The sequence below is a fragment of the Faecalibacterium longum genome, assembly GCF_040094125.1.
Classification (GTDB): Bacteria; Bacillota; Clostridia; order Oscillospirales; family Ruminococcaceae; genus Faecalibacterium; species Faecalibacterium longum.
The window spans coordinates 1-16,433 of sequence record NZ_JBBNIH010000070.1 but is presented as its reverse complement, the minus strand read 5'-3'; the positions used below and the strand labels follow the sequence as shown (position 1 = coordinate 16,433).

15 protein-coding genes are annotated in these 16,433 nt (G+C 60.8%); 1 reads left to right on the top strand and 14 read right to left on the bottom strand.

All coding sequences use genetic code 11. The annotated features are described in order from the left end of the window. Positions 1–194 precede the first annotated feature (194 nt). Positions 195–449 carry a 30S ribosomal protein S15 gene (gene rpsO, locus AAAU26_RS01470; RefSeq protein ID WP_005933138.1) on the bottom strand — a complete coding sequence of 85 codons (255 nt, stop codon included), beginning with the start codon at positions 447–449 and terminating at the stop codon, positions 195–197. Positions 450–676: 227 nt separating this feature from the next. Between rpsO and AAAU26_RS01465 the strand changes: the two genes are divergently transcribed. After that, complete coding sequence (locus tag AAAU26_RS01465) at positions 677–2,227, top strand: carboxylesterase family protein (RefSeq protein WP_227619069.1); 1,551 nt, start codon at positions 677–679, stop codon at positions 2,225–2,227. Between the two features lie 58 nt (positions 2,228–2,285). Here the strand turns inward: AAAU26_RS01465 and AAAU26_RS01460 are convergent, their stop codons facing one another. The 13 genes from AAAU26_RS01460 to rlmH all read right to left on the bottom strand — a co-directional run bounded on the left by AAAU26_RS01460 (position 2,286) and on the right by rlmH (position 16,287). Further along, the gene (locus tag AAAU26_RS01460) at positions 2,286–3,917 is read right to left on the bottom strand and encodes a GGDEF domain-containing protein (RefSeq protein WP_227619070.1); all 1,632 of its coding nucleotides are present in this window, start codon (positions 3,915–3,917) and stop codon (positions 2,286–2,288) included. Beyond that, the gene (gene ribF / locus AAAU26_RS01455) at positions 3,907–4,824 is read right to left on the bottom strand and encodes a riboflavin biosynthesis protein RibF (RefSeq protein ID WP_227619071.1); all 918 of its coding nucleotides are present in this window, start codon (positions 4,822–4,824) and stop codon (positions 3,907–3,909) included. The genes AAAU26_RS01460 and ribF overlap by 11 nt, the downstream gene beginning before the upstream one ends. A gap of 9 nt (positions 4,825–4,833) precedes the next feature. Then, a complete protein-coding gene (gene truB, locus AAAU26_RS01450) occupies positions 4,834–5,718 on the bottom strand; it encodes a tRNA pseudouridine(55) synthase TruB (protein WP_149794864.1) in 885 nt (294 codons plus the stop codon). Further along, positions 5,718–6,701, bottom strand: a complete 984-nt coding sequence (locus tag AAAU26_RS01445; RefSeq protein ID WP_227619072.1) for a DHH family phosphoesterase — start codon at positions 6,699–6,701, stop codon at positions 5,718–5,720. The genes truB and AAAU26_RS01445 overlap by 1 nt, the downstream gene beginning before the upstream one ends. Before the next feature lie 32 nt (positions 6,702–6,733). Then, positions 6,734–7,120 carry a 30S ribosome-binding factor RbfA gene (gene rbfA, locus AAAU26_RS01440; protein ID WP_015565885.1) on the bottom strand — a complete coding sequence of 129 codons (387 nt, stop codon included), beginning with the start codon at positions 7,118–7,120 and terminating at the stop codon, positions 6,734–6,736. A 263-nt stretch (positions 7,121–7,383) separates the two neighbouring features. Continuing rightward, positions 7,384–9,819: a translation initiation factor IF-2 gene (gene infB, locus AAAU26_RS01435; protein WP_227619073.1), complete on the bottom strand. Its 2,436-nt coding sequence runs from the start codon at positions 9,817–9,819 to the stop codon at positions 7,384–7,386. Next, on the bottom strand, positions 9,816–10,193 hold the full coding sequence (locus AAAU26_RS01430) for a L7Ae/L30e/S12e/Gadd45 family ribosomal protein (protein ID WP_015565883.1): 378 nt from the start codon (positions 10,191–10,193) through the stop codon (positions 9,816–9,818). Before AAAU26_RS01430 ends, infB begins: the two co-directional genes overlap by 4 nt. Next, on the bottom strand, positions 10,177–10,482 hold the full coding sequence (gene rnpM / locus AAAU26_RS01425) for an RNase P modulator RnpM (protein WP_158396373.1): 306 nt from the start codon (positions 10,480–10,482) through the stop codon (positions 10,177–10,179). Before rnpM ends, AAAU26_RS01430 begins: the two co-directional genes overlap by 17 nt. 33 nt (positions 10,483–10,515) lie before the next feature. Further along, positions 10,516–11,637, bottom strand: coding sequence for a transcription termination factor NusA (gene nusA, locus AAAU26_RS01420; RefSeq protein WP_015565881.1), 1,122 nt, complete (start codon positions 11,635–11,637; stop codon positions 10,516–10,518). Between the two features lie 100 nt (positions 11,638–11,737). Next, a complete protein-coding gene (gene rimP / locus AAAU26_RS01415) occupies positions 11,738–12,223 on the bottom strand; it encodes a ribosome maturation factor RimP (protein WP_158396369.1) in 486 nt (161 codons plus the stop codon). A gap of 126 nt (positions 12,224–12,349) precedes the next feature. Continuing rightward, positions 12,350–13,591, bottom strand: coding sequence for an aminopeptidase (locus AAAU26_RS01410; protein ID WP_227619074.1), 1,242 nt, complete (start codon positions 13,589–13,591; stop codon positions 12,350–12,352). A 522-nt stretch (positions 13,592–14,113) separates the two neighbouring features. After that, positions 14,114–15,535 carry a glycine--tRNA ligase gene (locus tag AAAU26_RS01405; protein WP_227619075.1) on the bottom strand — a complete coding sequence of 474 codons (1,422 nt, stop codon included), beginning with the start codon at positions 15,533–15,535 and terminating at the stop codon, positions 14,114–14,116. Positions 15,536–15,801: 266 nt separating this feature from the next. Continuing rightward, on the bottom strand, positions 15,802–16,287 hold the full coding sequence (rlmH, locus tag AAAU26_RS01400) for a 23S rRNA (pseudouridine(1915)-N(3))-methyltransferase RlmH (RefSeq protein ID WP_158403043.1): 486 nt from the start codon (positions 16,285–16,287) through the stop codon (positions 15,802–15,804). Between the last annotated feature and the right edge of the window lie 146 nt (positions 16,288–16,433).

The window sequence follows — 16,433 nt, the reverse complement described above, 5'->3', positions numbered from 1 at the left end:
GATATTCCAAAAGGCTGCCCGCCGCGCATCATAGCAATAAATCCAGCGTCCGTGCCGCTTCACACAGGCGTTCGATTTACTGCTGCAACACGCAGCAGCGGCCTATTTGTTCCAGTGCCTGGGATACAAGGGAAAATCCAACATAAAAGAGCAAAGGGCAGGCACCATTTGCGGTACCTGCCCTCTGTTTTCTATTACTTACGCAGACCCAGAGTTGCGATCAGAGCACGGTAACGCTCGATGTCCTTCTTCTGGAGGTAGGCCAGCAGATTGCGGCGGCGGCCAACCATTTTCATCAGACCACGGCGGCTGTGGTGATCGTTAGGGTTCTTCTTCAGGTGCTCGTTCAGCTCGTTGATGTGAGCGGTCAGCAGAGCGACCTGGACTTCGGGAGAGCCAGTGTCCTTCTCGGTCAGAGCGACTTTGGCCATAACTTCCTGCTTGTTCATAGTAACAGTACCTCTTTATAAAATTTTTATTTGCCAGCGACACAGCAGCGGGAAAACGGTACTCCCGAGTGGGCATACTCCCAGCCCCGTATCGCGGTAACAGGGCTAGTATAACAGAAACCAACGTAAAAAGCAAGAAAAATTTTTACAGATCCGCAAAAATGAGGATGTTGTTTTCCTGTCAAATCATGTTATAATCTGTCTATTGTAATAAAGAGGTAGATCAAATGACACATTGCTTTTCCCGCCGCAGCTTCCTCAAAGGAAGCGCAGCCGCCGCAGCGGCCCTCACCAGCCCGCTCCTCTCGGCTGATGCAGCTTTTTCTGAAAACGAAAACGGCCTGTTCTCCCCTGTCTCTGCTCTCTGCCAGACCCAGTACGGCCCGGTGAAGGGCCGAGAGGGCGAAAACGGTCAGCTCTGCTGGTACGGCATCCCCTACGGTGCCGCGCCCACGGGCGAAAGCCGCTGGACAGCGCCGCAGGAGCCCGCCCGCTGGCTCACTGTGCGGGACTGCACCAGCCCCGCTCCGGCGGCCTACCAGTACACCACCTTCCCCCTCGGCACCGAGGACTGCCTGACACTGGACATTTATTCTTCCGCCGAGGCCAAAAAGCGGCCCGTCCTCGTCTATCTGCACGGCAGCGCCGCCACAGGCTCATCTCTCGAGCTGCCCGGCAGCGAACTCGTGCGGGACGCGGGCTGCGTCTTTGTCGCGCTCAACTACCGGCTGGGGCTGTTCGGGTGGAACTGCCTGCCCGCTCTTACTTTCGGCTCCGACGCCGCCGGAAACTTTGCCCTGCTGGACATCGCCCGGGCGCTGGACTGGGTGAAGGAAAATATCCACCGCTTCGGCGGCGACGCCGACAACATCACCCTCTGCGGCTTCTCTGACGGCGGGCAGATGGCAGCGGCCCTTGCGGGCAGCCCGCTCTTCCGCGAACGCTTTCAAAAAGCCGTCGCCATCTCCGGCGGGCTGTCCCTCGCCGACCCGGACGCCGCCGCCCAGAAGCTGGCTGAAAATTTCGCACCGCTGGCCGTGGAAGACGGGCGGTTCGCTGACACGGCTTCCGCCGCCGAATGGCTGCTGACGCCGGGGGCGGACGTCCGGGAATGGCTCTGCGGCCTCGAACCGGCCCGCATTGCGGCCCTCGGCAAACCAGCCATCCTCTACGCAGACGATGTGGTGCTCTCCCGGGACGCCCGGAGTGCTGTCCCCCTCCTGCTGCTCAGCAGCGCCTCCGAATTCAGCGGCTTTGTCCGGGACGACCTGCGGCCCGCTTCCAGCGCGGCCCGGGCCTATGCCGTAAAATACGGCTCAGCCCTCTGCCGCTGGAGCAGCACCGAAGCCGTCGCCGAAGCGCTGGGCGGCAGTGCTCCGGTCTGGCTTGGCCTCATCGACTACGGCGGAGCCGACAGTCAGACGACTATCCCGGGCCTCGGCTCCTTCCACGGTCTGCCGCTGGCGCTGTTCTCGTCCGAAAGCAGCTATTCTGCCTGTGCTGATTTGTCTTCGGCAGGTGCGCAGGCCCTTTCAGTCCAGCTGAAGCAGGCGCTTGCCGGCTTCATGACCAGCGGCTCCCCGGGCTGGGACGTCTGGACGCCGCAAGACCGTGACGCCCTCCACTTCGATGCCGACAGCGAAACAGTCTGCATCACCCTCAACTCCTACCCGGATACCCAGGAAAGTATCCGTGCCGCCATGGCCGCAGACACGTCCCTCTCCGCCGCCGAAAAGGAAACGGTGGAGCACCTCTATTTTTCCGGTTTCTCTTTCTGACGAAGCAAAAACGCATCTCACCGATCACTTTCATCGGTGAAGTGCGTTCTTGTTTTATTCAGCGGCTGATGCCGCCCACAGCCTTTTTGATTTCGGCTTTGTTCCGGTACATCGCAGCGTCAGCCTCCATGAACAGCTCGTCCGCCGTCATGATGCGGCCTGCCTGCATGGCATAGCCCACTGCGATGGAGACGGGATACTCTTCCTTCGCATCCCACTCCGCGCACAGCCGCCGGAGCGTTTCGACTGCTGCCTTCACAGCCTCCTCATCCGTCGCAGCCGCAATGACCGCGAACTCGTCGCCGCCGATGCGGAAGCAGTCCTCGGCCCGGTAAAAGGCCTCCCGGATGCAGCGGGCCGCACAGCAGAGCAGTTCGTCACCGGCACGGTGGCCGTATTGGTCGTTGGTCTGCTTGAGCCAGTTGATGTCCATAACGATGTAGGTCCAGTCCGTGCGCTCGGGCCAGCGGGACTTCATATACTTGAAGGCCGTATAGTTGAAAAGCCCGGTCAGCGAGTCGACGTAGGCCAGATTTTTGTAGTTTTCCAGCTGGGCCTGTTCGTCGCTGGCCTGCCGGATGCGGTGGAGCACGATGCGGCCCAGCATCACCAGAAATCCCAGCAGACCGGCGCAGTAGCACACGGCGTAAGTCCGATCCCGGTAGCCGCTGTAGAAGGTCGCCAGCGCAAGCAGAGTACCCGCTGCCAGCGCGCCGAAAGCCAGCAGGATGTTCCTCACCTCGCCGCTGTGGTTCTTTTTATAGGAGACCATGAGGGTATGGAATGCTGCCAGAATGCTGGCAATGACGGTGATATGAATGGGCATGAGCAGCCACAACATGGGCTGTCCGGCCAGCAGCCAACCCGCAGCGTCTGCTGCCAGCAGTACCAGCGCAGCCATCTGCGGGAGGCGGATGAGCCAGCCATCATTCTTTACGGTGCAGCGGATGAATTCCAGCACGAAAGGCGCTGTGAGGCTGAAGGTGACCAGTGAGACGAACACGACGAGATTCGCCCTGTCCGTCACCAGTGCCAGCAGCTCGGAATCGGTCAGCGCCCAGATGCCGACGTCCAGCATCAGCCCGATCATCACCCGGGTCTGATGGCAGACCTCCGGAGTGAAGATGCTGCGCATCGTCACCATCAGAACGCCAAGCTCCACGGCGCAGAGGACGCAGAGCAGGAAGAACACCAGCGCGTAAAGGCTGCGCCTGAAATAATAGCTGCTCAGTTTCGTCTGGGTGGCCAGCACCGACTCGCTGCTCAGCATCACGCTGAGGGCCGACGGCTCCGCACAGTGGAGCACCAGCGTCTTTCCGGCCGCGCCCTCCGGCAGAGCAGCAAAGAGCCGCATCTCTGCCGGGCCGCTGTCCGGGTCGTAGGTATAGAACACCGTCTCCTGACCGTCCGCCGCCCGCAGCCCGAGGCTGAACTTCTGCTTCGTGCTGCGGATGCTCAGCATCAGGCTTTCCCCCATGCTTTCCGGAATGTCATACACGGCCTGCTGGTCTGTTTCCAGCGTCCAGCTGTCGTTCAGTTCCTGCAGACTGCCCTGCACCAGTGTGCGGTGGTGGTCTTCCTGAACACGGCAGGAGTCTGCCACCCCCAGAAAGACCATCAGCGCCATCAGCCAGACCAGGATGCGCAGGCACCATTTCTGTTTTGTTTTTTCATAAAGTTCACTCCGCAAAGTATTCCTGCGCGCGCTGGGCTGCGTGGTCGATGCACTCGCGCAGCTCATCCAACGTGTCGAACTTTTTGCTGGGGCTGAGGTAGGCGTGGAACTCCACCACCGGGTCGGTGCCGTAAAGGTCGCCGGTAAAGCCCGGGATGAAGGTCTCGCAGGTCACCTTGCTCTCGTCGCTGTTGACGGTGGGCCGGGTGCCAAGGCCGGTGGCCGAGGGGTACCACCGGTCTCCTATTCTGGTGCGGGTGATATAGATGCCGTACCGGGGCAGCTGGAAGCCCTGCGGGTAGAGCTGGTTGATGGTCGGCACGCCCAGCGTCCGGCCAAGGCCCGCCCCGTGATGCACCGTGAAGCGGATGGCGTAGGGCATCCCCAGCATGGCATTGGCCGCCGGGATGTCACCACCTTCCAGCGCGGTGCGGATGCGGGTGGAGGAAACAGGCTTCTCCTCAAACTGTGCCATCGGCAGGACGACTACCTCCACGCCCAGCGGCTCGCAGAGCTGACGCAGCAGCTCCGGTGTGCCTGCCGCCCTGGCACCGAAGGTGAAGTTCTCGCCGCAGAACAGCGCCCGGGCGTTGCAGTCCCGGATGATGCCCAGCACGAACTGCTCCGCCGTCATGGCCTTGATCTCCTCGAAATCGGGGCAGAGATAGTGCTCCACGCCGAGGCTGGCGATGAGGGCGTGCTTGTCCTCAGTGGAGAGCAGGCGCTTGCCCTTCATCTTGTTTTCGGTGGGCAGGCGGAAGGTAAACACCGCCGGTGCCGCGCCGTGGGCCCTGGCCCACTCCACTGCGCCATTGATGACCGCGCGGTGGCCGATGTGGATGCCGTCAAAAAAGCCCATTGCCACAGCAGAGCCGTGGGCACCGCCCAGCGCAAGCGGCGCAAGCTGTGAATAGATCTGCATGAATGTTCTTTAATTCCTCTCTACAAAGAGTTTTTCGACCTTGAGCACGCCGCCGGTGATGTTCGCAAGGCCCAGGAACTGACCCTCGGCATTGCGGACACGGTAACGGCCGTCTGCCGCCGGGTAGCGGCTGGTGGGGCAGCCGTTGTACAGGTGCTGCTCCACCCTTGGCTCTGCCACCAGCAGAGGCAGGCTCTCAAACACGCTCTCCACCGGCAGCATCAAAGCCTGCAGTGCCTCGGGGCCTGCGTCCTTTGCCGCCTGTATCTCTTCCAGCGTGTGGGCGTCGGCCTCGGTGTAGACACCCGCCGTCGTGCGGCGCAAGGCGCTCATGGTGCCTTTCTGGCCCATAGCGGCGGCAATGTCCTCCAACAGAGTGCGGATATACGTTCCCTTGGAGCAGCGGACGGTGAGGACGTATTCGTTCTCCACCGGGCTGCCGCCGTACCGGATGTCCAGTATCTCGATGGGACGGGCCTTCCGCTCCACCGTGACGCCCTCGCGGGCCAGCTTATAGAGGGGCTGGCCGTTGATCTTGACAGCCGAGTACATGGGCGGCGTCTGCATCTGGGGGCCGAGGAACCGGGGCAGAACAGCCAGCAGTTCCTTCTCCCCCGCCGTCACCGGGGCTGTTTCCAGCACGGTGCCGGTGATGTCGCCGGTGTCGGTCTGCATCCCCAGCCGCAGCCGGGCGCAGTAGGTCTTGGTGTGGTCGAGCTGAAGGTCCACAGCCTTGCTGGCCCCGCCGCAGAACACCGGCAGAACGCCGGTGGCCATGGGGTCCAGCGTACCGCTGTGACCCAGTTTGCGGGTACCGAGGATGCCGCGCAGCTTGGCGATGACGTCAAAGCTGGTCCACTCCATCGGCTTATCTACGATAAGGATGCCCTGCATCAGCTTTCCTCCTGCGTCTCGGGGCGGTCGAGTTCCGCCTCCACTTCGGCCAGAATGGCGCTCTTGGCGTTGTCGAGGTTGCCCAGCAGCTCACAGCCCGCTGCGCGGGTGTGGCCGCCGCCGCCCAGACGCCGTGCGATGGCGCAGGCGTCCACGCCCTTGGCGGCGCGCACGCTGATGCGGTAGCTGCCGCCGGGCTGCTGACGGAGCAGCAGGCCCACTTTGACCCCCTCGATGCTGATGGGCAGGCTGGTCAGCTCTTCCAGGTCAGCCGGGTCCACGCCGCTCTGCTCTATCTCGTCCCGGGTCAGATACATCAAGGCGCAGCGGCCCTCAAGATGATATTCCAGATGGTTGCGGGCGATACGCTCCGCCTCCATCCTCTCCCGGGGTTTGGTGTCGAAGAGCAGGGTGTTCAGCTCCTCCACCTGCGCACCGGCCAGAATGAGCCTTGCAGCTACAAGATGGGTGTTGGCAGTGGTGGAAGAGAACCGGAAGCAGCCGGTGTCAGTAGCGAGGCCGGTGTAGAGGCAGTTGGCGATGAGGGGCGTGATCTCCACGCCCATCTCGCTGATGACCTCATACAGAAGCTCTGCCGCTGCGGCCGCATTGCCGTCCAGCAGGGTGAAATCCGCATAGCCGCTGTTGCCCGTGTGGTGGTCGATGCAGAGATCGACGTGGCGGGTATACTGCGGCACACCGTTGTTTTCACCAAAGAGCTGCACGCTGGCAACATCCACGGCCACAACGGTCTTGGGCTCAAACTCGCCCCGGAACGGCACCGGTGCGGTAAAGCTGTAGCGGGAAGGCACTGCATCGGAGCAGAGGACAGCTGCCGTCTTGCCCAGCGCCTTGAGCGCGTGGCAGAGGGCGCTGCCGCAGCCGATGGTGTCGCCGTCCGGGTTTTTATGACACAGGACCAGAATGTTGTCCGCAGCACAGAGGCGCTCGGCCATCTGCTGCACATTGAGCTGTTCTGTCATTTGATGGATCCATCCTTTCCGCAGCGCTGGATTTATTCCTCGGTCTCGGCGGGCTGAGAGTCCTCAGCATCGCCGTTCACATTCAGCGTGCGGAGCAGCTCATTGATGTGGGCTGCATAGGCGGCACCGTCGTCCTCCACAAAGATGAAGCGGGGTGCCTTGCGGATGTGCATTTTCTTGCTCACTTCGGTGCGCACATGGCCTGCGGCGCGGTTCAGGGCCTCGATAGCGGGCTTGGGGCCGTCCTCACGGCCCATCACGCTCACATAGACCTTCGCCACGTCCAGGTCGGGCGTCACATCCAGCCGGGTGACGGTCAGCAGACCGCCCTCCAGCCGCGGGTCTTTCAGCCGTCCGATGATGGCGATGAGCTCACGCTTCATGTCCTGCGCCAGACGGCCCATATTTTTCTGAGACATAGTTTCTCCTCTAAAATAAACCTCTCCGTCATTGCTTCGCAATGCCACCTCTCCTATCGAGGAGAGTCCTTGGCATTTCGTAAAGCTTCACCTCTTCGCCAGAGGCTCTCCTCGGTAGGGGCAACAACGACGACCGCCGCCAGTGGCGGAAACAGGGAGTCGCTGTTGGGGCAGCGGCCAGCAAGACGCAAACGAAGTGCTGCGGATGCTGGGTGCCGCAACCCGGCCTTGTCGAGCGAAGGCAGACTGAGAGGTTATTTCTCTTAGTCGCGGTATTCTTCCATCTTGAAGGCCTCGTAGACGTCGCCTTCCTTGACGTCGGCAAACTTTGCCAGAGTAACGCCGCACTCGTAGCCCTCGGCCACTTCCTTGGCGTCGTCCTTGAAGCGCTTCAGAGATGCGATCTCGTCCTCCGTGATGACGATGCCGTCACGGACGACACGCACCTTGCTGTCGCGGGTGATCTTGCCGCTGGTGACACGGCAGCCTGCGACGGTGCCGACGTTGGAGATCTTGTAGACCTGACGGACCTGCAGCTCGCCCAGAGACACCTCGCGGAACTTGGGAGCCAGCATACCCTTCATAGCGTCGGTGACGTCGTTGATGGCGTCATAGATGACGCGGTACATACGCATCTCGACCTTGGTGGCAGCGGCCTCTTCCTTCGCCACGTTGTCGGGGCGGACGTTGAAGCCGATGATGATGGCGTTGGATGCGTCGGCCAGGTCAACGTCGGACTTGCTGATGGCACCGACACCGGCGTGGATGACGCGGACGCGGACCTCGTCGTTGGAGATCTTCTCGAGGCTCTGCTTGACGGCCTCGGCGGAGCCCTGGACGTCAGCCTTAACGACGATGGCCAGCTCCTTCATATCGTTCTGAGCCATCTGGCTGAACAGGTTATCCAGCGTGACCTTCTGGAAGGAGGAGAACTGCTTCTCCTTGGCGGCAGCGATACGCTGCTCGGCCAGCTCACGGGCCAGACGCTCGTCCTCGACGGCCTCGAACAGGTCGCCGGCCTCAGGCACAGCGGTCAGACCGGTGATCTCCACAGGAGTGGAGGGGCCGGCGTCGTTCAGCAGAATGCCCTTGTCGCTGCGCATGGTACGCACACGGCCCACGGCGGTACCGGCGATGATGACGTCGCCGGAGTGGAGGGTGCCGTTCTGCACCAGAATGGTGGCGATGGGGCCCTGGCCCTTGTCCAGACGAGCCTCGACAACAGCGCCCTTGGCACGGCGGTTGGGGTTAGCCTTCAGCTCCATGACCTCAGCTTCCAGAGCGATGCGCTCCAGCAGGTCGTTGATGCCCATGCCGGTCAGAGCAGAGACAGGGATGCAGGCGACATCGCCGCCCCAGTCCTCGGTGATGATGCCGTACTTGGTCAGGCCCTCCATCACGCGCTCAGGGTTGGCGGTGGGCTTATCCATCTTGTTCATGGCCACGATGAGCTTGACGTTGGCGGCCTTGGCGTGGTTGATGGACTCGACCGTCTGGGGCATGATGCCGTCATCGGCGGCGACGACCAGAACTGCAATATCGGTCATGTTGGCACCGCGGGCGCGCATGGAGGTGAATGCCTCGTGGCCCGGGGTATCCAGGAAGGTGATGAGGCTGTCGTTGACCTTGACCTGATATGCACCGATGGCCTGAGTGATGCCGCCAGCCTCGCCTGCGGTGACATTGGTCTTGCGGATAGCGTCCAGGATACTGGTCTTGCCGTGGTCAACGTGGCCCATGACGCAGACGACCGGGGGACGGGTGACGAGATCGTCCTGAGAATCCTCCTCCTGGGTGAACAGGCGCTCCTCGATGGTGACGTGGACTTCCTTCTCGACCTTGGCGTGGAACTCCTCGGCCACCAGAGCGGCGGTATCGAAATCGATGATGTCGTTGATGGCATGCATCTCGCCCATCTGCATGAACTTGGCGATGACCTTGCCGGCCTGCTGCTTCAGGCGGGCAGCCAGTTCACCGACGGTGATCTCATCGGGGATGAGGACCTTCAGCTGCGCATTGCGGGCCTTTTCCAGCTGGATGCGCTGCAGACGCTCGAACTCGGTCTCACGCTTGCCCTTCTGGAACTGCTGGCGCTGGCGCTGGCCGCGCTGGGTGAACTTCTGCTTGTTGCCCTGGGGGGTGGGCTTGCGGCGGTTCTCGGTGTTCTTGGTGGAAGCCAGATCGTCGTAACGGGCGTCGAAGCGGTCCACGTTCATATCGACGGTGCGGGTATCGACGGTGACCTGATTGTCCTCGCGGCGGACAGAGACGGACTGAGCGGAAGCTGCAGTAGCCTTTGCGCCGGTCTCACGGGCCAGCTCGCTCAGAGAGACGGTCTTCTCCTCGCGCTTCTTGTGCTGCTCGTTCTTCTTGTTGTTTTGCTTGGCAGCGGGCTTTGCCTCGGCCTTTGCGGGCTCAGCCTTGGGAGCCTCGGGCTTCTTTTCGGCCTTGGGCTCCGCCTTCTTCTCGGCGGGCTTCGGCTCAGCCTTGGGAGCCTTGGCGCTGTTCAGGAACTCGTCCAGGCTCTTGACGCTGTTGTCCTTGCTGAACTTCTCCAGCAGGTAGTTCAGCTCGTTCTCTTCCAGAGTGGAGCTGTTCTTCTTGCCGGTGCTGCCCATGGCGTTCAGCTCGTCGAGGACCTTCTTGGCAGAGATGCTCAGGTCCTTTGCAAAATCGCTCACTTTATATTTTACGGTCATTCGCTCATATCCTCCTCAGTTTGAATCGCTCCGCACGCCGTCAGCCGGTCAAAGCAGAGCTTGGCGAGGTTGCGGTCGGTGACGGCATAAATGGCCACCGGTTTGCGGCTGATGTCAGCCAGCTTATCCTGTGTCAGCGGCATGGGGATGACGTCCACCATATCGCCCACAGCGTAGTTGAGCCGCTGCACGGTCTTGGGGCTGGCGTCGGATGCAGTCATCACGAGCCATGCCTTGCCCTTGACGACGGCGTCTTCCACCGCGTCAAAGCCCATGGTCAGAGCGCCCGCCTTGCGGCAGAGGCTCACGGCCTGGAACAGGGCCTCATTCGGCTCAAGGGCCGGTTTTGCGGGGGCGTTATGCTTCTTTGCCATCGCGGTCGGCCTCCTTTTCTGCTTCCACACTGGCCAGCTGCTGGGCCAGTGCATCGTATACCTCGGCGGGGACCGGCTGCTCAAAGCAGCGCTCCAGCGCCTTCTTCTTTTTTGCCTTTGCAAGGCAGGCGGCATCCGGGCAGAGGTAAGCACCGCGGCCGGGCTTCTTGCCCACGGGGTCGATGCTGATCTCTCCGCTGGGTGCGCGCACCACACGCACCAGTTCCTTCTTGGGGCGGCTGGTCAGGCAGCCGATGCACTGGCGGGCAGGGATCTTCTTTTGTGCCATCCGGTTTTCCCTCCTTCGGCAGGTGTTCCGCGCTTATTCTGCGGCGGTGTCTTCGGTCTTCTCAGCCTCGGCAGCCTTCGGCTCTTCCTCGCCGTAGTAGCCGCTCTCGGGGCGGATGTCGATATTGTAGCCGGTCAGGCGGGCGCACAGACGGGCGTTCTGGCCCTTGTTGCCGATGGCAAGGCTCAGCTGCTGGTCCGGCACGGTCACGCGGCAGGAGCGGGTCTCGCCGGGCAGCAGCTCGACCTTGACCACCTTTGCGGGGCTGAGAGCTGCGGAGATGAACTCGGAGATGTCCTCACTCCACTTCACGATGTCGATCTTCTCGCCGCCCAGCTTCTCGACGACAGCGGCCACACGGTCGCCGTGGGGGCCGATGCAGGCAGAGACGGGGTTGACGTTGGCGTCCTTGGACCAGACAGCCATCTTGGTGCGGGCGCCGGCCTCGCGGCTGATGGCCTTGACCTCGACGGTGCCGTCGTAAATTTCAGGCACTTCCAGCTCGAACAGGCGCTTGACGAGGCCGGGGTGGGTGCGGCTGATCATGACGCGGGGGCCGCGCTCGCTTGCCACGACATCCACGATGTAGACCTGCAGCATCTGGCCTTCGGTGTAGACCTCGCCGGGGACCTGCTCGTTGCGGGGCAGGATAGCCTCGCCGCCCTTGCCCAGGTCGAGGGCAACGATGCCCTTCTCGGGGTCAACGCGGGTGACGGTAGCCTGCACGATGTCGTGGGCGCGGGACTGGATCTCGCTCAGCTGCTGGCTGCGCTCAGCCTCACGGATGCCCTGACGGATGACGTGCTTTGCGGTCTGGGCTGCGATGCGGCCAAAGTCCTTGGTCTTGAGGGGGGTCACGACGCGGTCGCCCACCTGATAGCTCTTGCGGATGTGCTGAGCCTCGGTGATGCCGATCTCGCTGTGCTCGTCGTACCAGTCCTCATCGGCCACGACGTCCTGGATGAGGGCGACGTTGAACTTGCCGGTGTTGGGGTCGATCTCGACCATGACGTGGTCGTCCTCGACCTCGTAGTTCTTCTTCACGGCGATGACGATAGCAGCCTTGATCTTTTCGATCAGGTACTCCGCGGTAATGCCGCGCTCGTGCTCCAGCATGGAGAGAGCTTCAAAAAATTCGTTGTTCGCTGCTGCCATTTTTCGGGTTCCTCCTAGATTATAATGGTATCTTTTCTCGATTCATCTTTGGCTCTCCCTCTGGGAGAGCTGGCGCGGAACGCGCCTGAGAGGGCTGTTCTTAATCAAACAGATGTTCGTCATCACAGAGATGGACGCCGGATGCAGCGTTCACCTCAAAGCTCACCGGGCCGTTCTCCGTCTCGACCGTGACGGTGCTGCCCTCGCGGCCTTTCAGGATGCCGGCAAACTCGCGCACGCCGTCGGCGGTGGGGCGGATGAGCTTGACGCCGATTTTCTCGCCCTTGAGTGCCTCGTAGTGCTCCGGGCGGGTCAGCTTGCGGCCAAGGCCGGGGCTGCCCACCTCGAGATAATAGCTCTGGTCGATGGGGTCTGCCTCATCGAGGATGGGGTCCAGCGCGTGGGACACTTCGGCACAGGTGTCGGTGTCCATGGTGCCGTCCTTGTCGATGAGCACACGGAGATACCAGTCCGGCCCTTCCTTCTCAAAGACCACATCCCACAGGCGCAGGCCCATGCCCTCCACGACGGGGCGGACAAGCGCTTCGACTCTCTGGGCGGTGTTGCCGCCAGACTGCTTCGCCATAAAAAACCTCCAAACAAACAAGAAAAGCGGACCTTGCGGCCCACTTTCCAATAAAACTATAGCGTACTATTAGAATATAGCATACTCTTGCGGATTATGCAAGCTTTTTCGTGAAAAATCCTCTTCTCACAGCACCCACACACCATCACGGAACAGGTCAACCGTATGTCCATCGCGGCACTTGCCGGTAATATGGCTGTCCTCGGCACCCACCATGACGTCCTCGTGGATGGCGGACTGGTTCATGCCCCGGGCCAGCAGCTCGTCCTTGCTCAGGCGGGTGCCGTTCTCGGTGGTGCCGGGATAGCTGGCGCCAAAGGCGATGTGACAGGCGGCGTTCTCATCGAAGAGGGTGCTGTAGAACAGCGCGCCGCTGCGGTTGATGGGGCTGGACGCCGGCACCAGCGCCACTTCGCCGATGCTCCGTGCGCCCTCGTCGGTGTCCAGCAGCCGGCCCAGAAGCTCCGCGCCCTCGTCTGCACCGTGCTCCACGACGCGGCCATCCTTGAAGGTGACATGGAAGCCCTTGATGAGCTGGCCGTTGAAGACGTAGGGCTTGGTGCCGTAGACGATGCCGTTCACCTTGTCCTTGTGGGGTGCGGTGAAGACCTCTTCGGTGGGGATGTTGGGCAGGAAGACCACGCCCTTTTCACTGACGCTGGCGGCACTCTCCCAGGTGGCCTTGTCGGCGATGCCGACGGTCAGATCCGTGCCGTTGCTGCTCTCGAAATGGACGCTCTCGAGGTCGAGGGCGTTCATCTTGTCCTTCAGGCCGGTCAGACGGTCGAGGTGGGCCTTCCACTCGTTGACGGGGTCGCCGCCCGTCACGCGGCAGACATCGAAAATGAGCCGCCAGAGCTTCTCGATGGCCGCAGCCTCGTCCAGCTCCGGGAACATCTTTTTTGCCCACGGGGCGCTGGGCATGGCGGCGATGGACCACTGGACGCGGTCGTTCATGGTGTACTCGCGCCACGGAGCCATGAACTTGCGCTGACCGGCGTTCACCCGGCTGATTTTCGCGCCGTCCAGACCGGCGTAGACTTCCGGGTCATCGGCGAGGATATGCAGCACGCAGACCCCGCCCTCACTCTCGGCGTAGTCGAGATAGCGGCGCAGCTGCCAGGACTTGAAATCGCTCAGGGCTTCCTCGCTACCCAGTTCCATCCGGCTGCGGGAAACGTCGTTGTCGCTCCAATTCACCAGCACGTCACGGGCGCCGGCCTCGTAGGCACTGCGCACGCACAGACGGGCCAGCGGTGCGGCCTCGAGGCAGCAGTTGATGACAAGGGTCTGGCCCGGCTGGGGATTGACACCCACCCGGACGATGAAATCGGCATATTTTTTCAGAAGAATAGTAAAGTTTTCCACGGAATATCCTTTCTGCCGTGCAAACCACGGCGGTGCATTTTCTATCTGACAGTATAACCGTTCCCGGGCGAATTGTCCACCCGATAAAAACAAAACAGACGTTTCTACCGGTTGAAAAAACGGGAAACGTCTGTTATACTTGTATTTGAGAGTGCTGTCTACATACGGCAGGCGGTCTACACCTTTCCGGCACTGCGTCGGGAAGGCGAACATTTTTGTTATGCCCCCGACGCTCCACAGCGAAAGGGGTGATGCTTCATGACGCTTTTGGAAACTTTAGCTCTTCTCACGTTGCTTGCAACTGTGGGTTTTGGGATGTTTGATATTGCGTGGAAGATTTTCAACAACAAAAAATGACCGCCCAGTTTAGCCCACTCGTGCGGTCATTCTTTGTTGTAATTGACTTGCCGGAAAGGTGCTGACCGTTTGCCAGACAGCACTTTCTTTATTTGTATTATACCACAGCCCCGCCGAAAATGCAACGGCGGGGCTGTTTTTCTCACTCACAAAAGTGAGTTTTTATCAGAACTCGATCTTGCTCTCGATGTAGCTCTTCAGCTCGGAGATAGGCATACGAACCTGCTCCATGGTGTCGCGGTCGCGGACGGTGACGCAGTTGTCGGCCACGATGCCCTTGGCCTCGTCGCCCACGGTGTCGAAGTCCACGGTGATGCAGTACGGAGTACCGATCTCGTCCTCACGGCGGTAGCGCTTGCCGATAGAACCGGTATCGTCGTAGTCCACCATGAAGTACTTGCTCAGCTCATTGCGGATCTCCATTGCCTTGTCACCCAGCTTCTTGCTCAGGGGCAGGACAGCGCACTTATAGGGAGCCAGAGCCGGGTGCAGATGCAGGACGGTGCGGATGTCCTCCTTGCCCTTGCTGTCGGTCAGGTGCTCCTCATCATAAGCCTCGCACAGGAAGGCCAGAGCCACACGGTCACAGCCCAGAGACGGCTCGATGACATAGGGGATGTAGTGCTCGTTGGTCTCGCTGTCGAAGTACTCGAGGCTCTTGCCGGAGGCTTCCTGATGACGGCTCAGGTCGTAGTTGGTGCGGTCTGCAATGCCCCACAGCTCGCCCCAGTCGGTGAACGGGAAGGCATACTCGATGTCGGTGGTAGCACGGCTGTAGAAGGCCAGCTCTGCAGGCTCGTGGTCACGCAGGCGCAGGTGCTCCTTCTTGATGCCGAGGCTCAGCAGCCAGTTCTCGCAATAGTCCTTCCAGTAGGAGAACCACTCGAGGTCGGTGCCGGGCTTGCAGAAGAACTCGCACTCCATCTGCTCGAACTCACGGGTACGGAAGGTGAAGTTGCCCGGGGTGATCTCGTTTCGGAATGCCTTGCCCACCTGGCAGACGCCGAAGGGCAGCTTGCGGCGGGTGGTGCGCTGGATGTTGGCAAAGTTGACGAAGATGCCCTGTGCCGTCTCGGGACGGAGGTAGCAGGTGGAAGAGCTGTCCTCGGTGACGCCGATGGCGGTCTTGAACATCAGATTGAACTTACGGATGGGGGTGAAGTCGTGCTTGCCGCAGACGGGGCAGACAATATCCTCGTGTTCAGCGATGAAAGCGTCCATCTCGTCAAAGCTCATGGCATCGACGTTGACCTCGGGGTGCTCGTCGCCAATAAGCTTGTCAGCACGGTGGCGGGCCTTGCAGGCACGGCAGTCCAGCAGCGGGTCCGAGAAACCGGCAACGTGGCCGGTGGTGATCCAGGTCTGAGGATTCATGATGATGGCGGCATCGAGGCCCACATTGTAGGGGCTCTCCTGCACGAACTTTTTCAGCCATGCTTTCTTGACGTTGTTCTTGAACTCGACACCCAGAGGGCCGTAGTCCCAGCTATTGGCCAGACCGCCGTAGATCTCGGAACCGGGGAACACATAACCACGGTTCTTGCAGAGATTGACGATCATATCAAGGGTCTTTTCGCTCTGTTCCATTGTAAGTACATCCTTTCCGTCCGCGGCTGGTTTGCCGTGTCGTGTTGTGTATTTGTCCCGGTTGCTTTCCCCGCAGCCGGGCGTGCTTTTCCTGTTAAAAGCACAGTATCTTTACTTTATCATGTTTTGCGGGGATTGTAAAGCCTTGCCCCGCATCCGGAACAACACAATCGGATTTATCATATAGAAAAATGGTAAAAAATAAAGCGTCTGACGAAATTTTCCGCAGACGACAAAAGCCCCCGCTTCTGCGAGGGCTTTGAGGTTCACTTATGATATTTCATTCCGGCATTGATGGTGCAGGCACGGTAGATTTGTTCGGTGAGAACAAGGCGGGCCAGCTGGTGGGGCATCGTGATGCGGCCCATGCTGAACTTGAGCGCCGCCGCGCGCTTGACCTCATCCGAGAGGCCGTGGGACGAGCCGATGACGAAGGCCACATCTCCCGCACCGCTGTTTGCGCGGTCGGCAAGGAACTGGGCCAGCTCATCGGAGGAGATCTGTTTTCCTTCGATGCACATGGCGACGATTGCCGCGCCCTTGCGGACGCTGCCGAGGATGGCTTTTCCCTCTTTATCCAGCGCCTTTTTCACCACAGCGTCGGAGGCGTTTTTCTCTTCGATTTTTTCTTCCGGAAGCTCGATGATGCGGAAGGACGCAAACGCCGCCAGACGCTTCTGGTATTCGGCCACGCCCTCGGCGAAGTATTTCGCGTTGAGCTTGCCGACGCAAATCAGGTCGATATTCTGCATGGTTATCCTTCCTCTTTTGTGTAGGTTCTCGCGCTGGCAGCGCGGGGCAGTTTTTTCTTTTGTTCAAGCGGCTTGCGCTCCGCGCGGGCCAGAGATAGGGAGGGGTGTTTCGAATCCCCCCTCCCTACCTCTGGACTCCACTCTCC

Coding starts and splice junctions, on each gene's coding strand:
- nusA (WP_015565881.1), bottom strand. CDS start 11,637: ATGGCAGCAGCGAACAACGAATTTTTTGAAGCTCTCTCCATGCTGGAG.
- AAAU26_RS01430 (WP_015565883.1), bottom strand. CDS start 10,193: ATGGCAAAGAAGCATAACGCCCCCGCAAAACCGGCCCTTGAGCCGAAT.
- rnpM (WP_158396373.1), bottom strand. CDS start 10,482: ATGGCACAAAAGAAGATCCCTGCCCGCCAGTGCATCGGCTGCCTGACC.
- rpsO (WP_005933138.1), bottom strand. CDS start 449: ATGAACAAGCAGGAAGTTATGGCCAAAGTCGCTCTGACCGAGAAGGAC.
- AAAU26_RS01445 (WP_227619072.1), bottom strand. CDS start 6,701: ATGACAGAACAGCTCAATGTGCAGCAGATGGCCGAGCGCCTCTGTGCT.
- rimP (WP_158396369.1), bottom strand. CDS start 12,223: ATGGCGAAGCAGTCTGGCGGCAACACCGCCCAGAGAGTCGAAGCGCTT.
- rlmH (WP_158403043.1), bottom strand. CDS start 16,287: ATGCAGAATATCGACCTGATTTGCGTCGGCAAGCTCAACGCGAAATAC.
- rbfA (WP_015565885.1), bottom strand. CDS start 7,120: ATGTCTCAGAAAAATATGGGCCGTCTGGCGCAGGACATGAAGCGTGAG.
- truB (WP_149794864.1), bottom strand. CDS start 5,718: ATGCAGGGCATCCTTATCGTAGATAAGCCGATGGAGTGGACCAGCTTT.
- infB (WP_227619073.1), bottom strand. CDS start 9,819: ATGACCGTAAAATATAAAGTGAGCGATTTTGCAAAGGACCTGAGCATC.
- ribF (WP_227619071.1), bottom strand. CDS start 4,824: ATGCAGATCTATTCACAGCTTGCGCCGCTTGCGCTGGGCGGTGCCCAC.
- AAAU26_RS01405 (WP_227619075.1), bottom strand. CDS start 15,535: ATGGAACAGAGCGAAAAGACCCTTGATATGATCGTCAATCTCTGCAAG.
- AAAU26_RS01465 (WP_227619069.1), top strand. CDS start 677: ATGACACATTGCTTTTCCCGCCGCAGCTTCCTCAAAGGAAGCGCAGCC.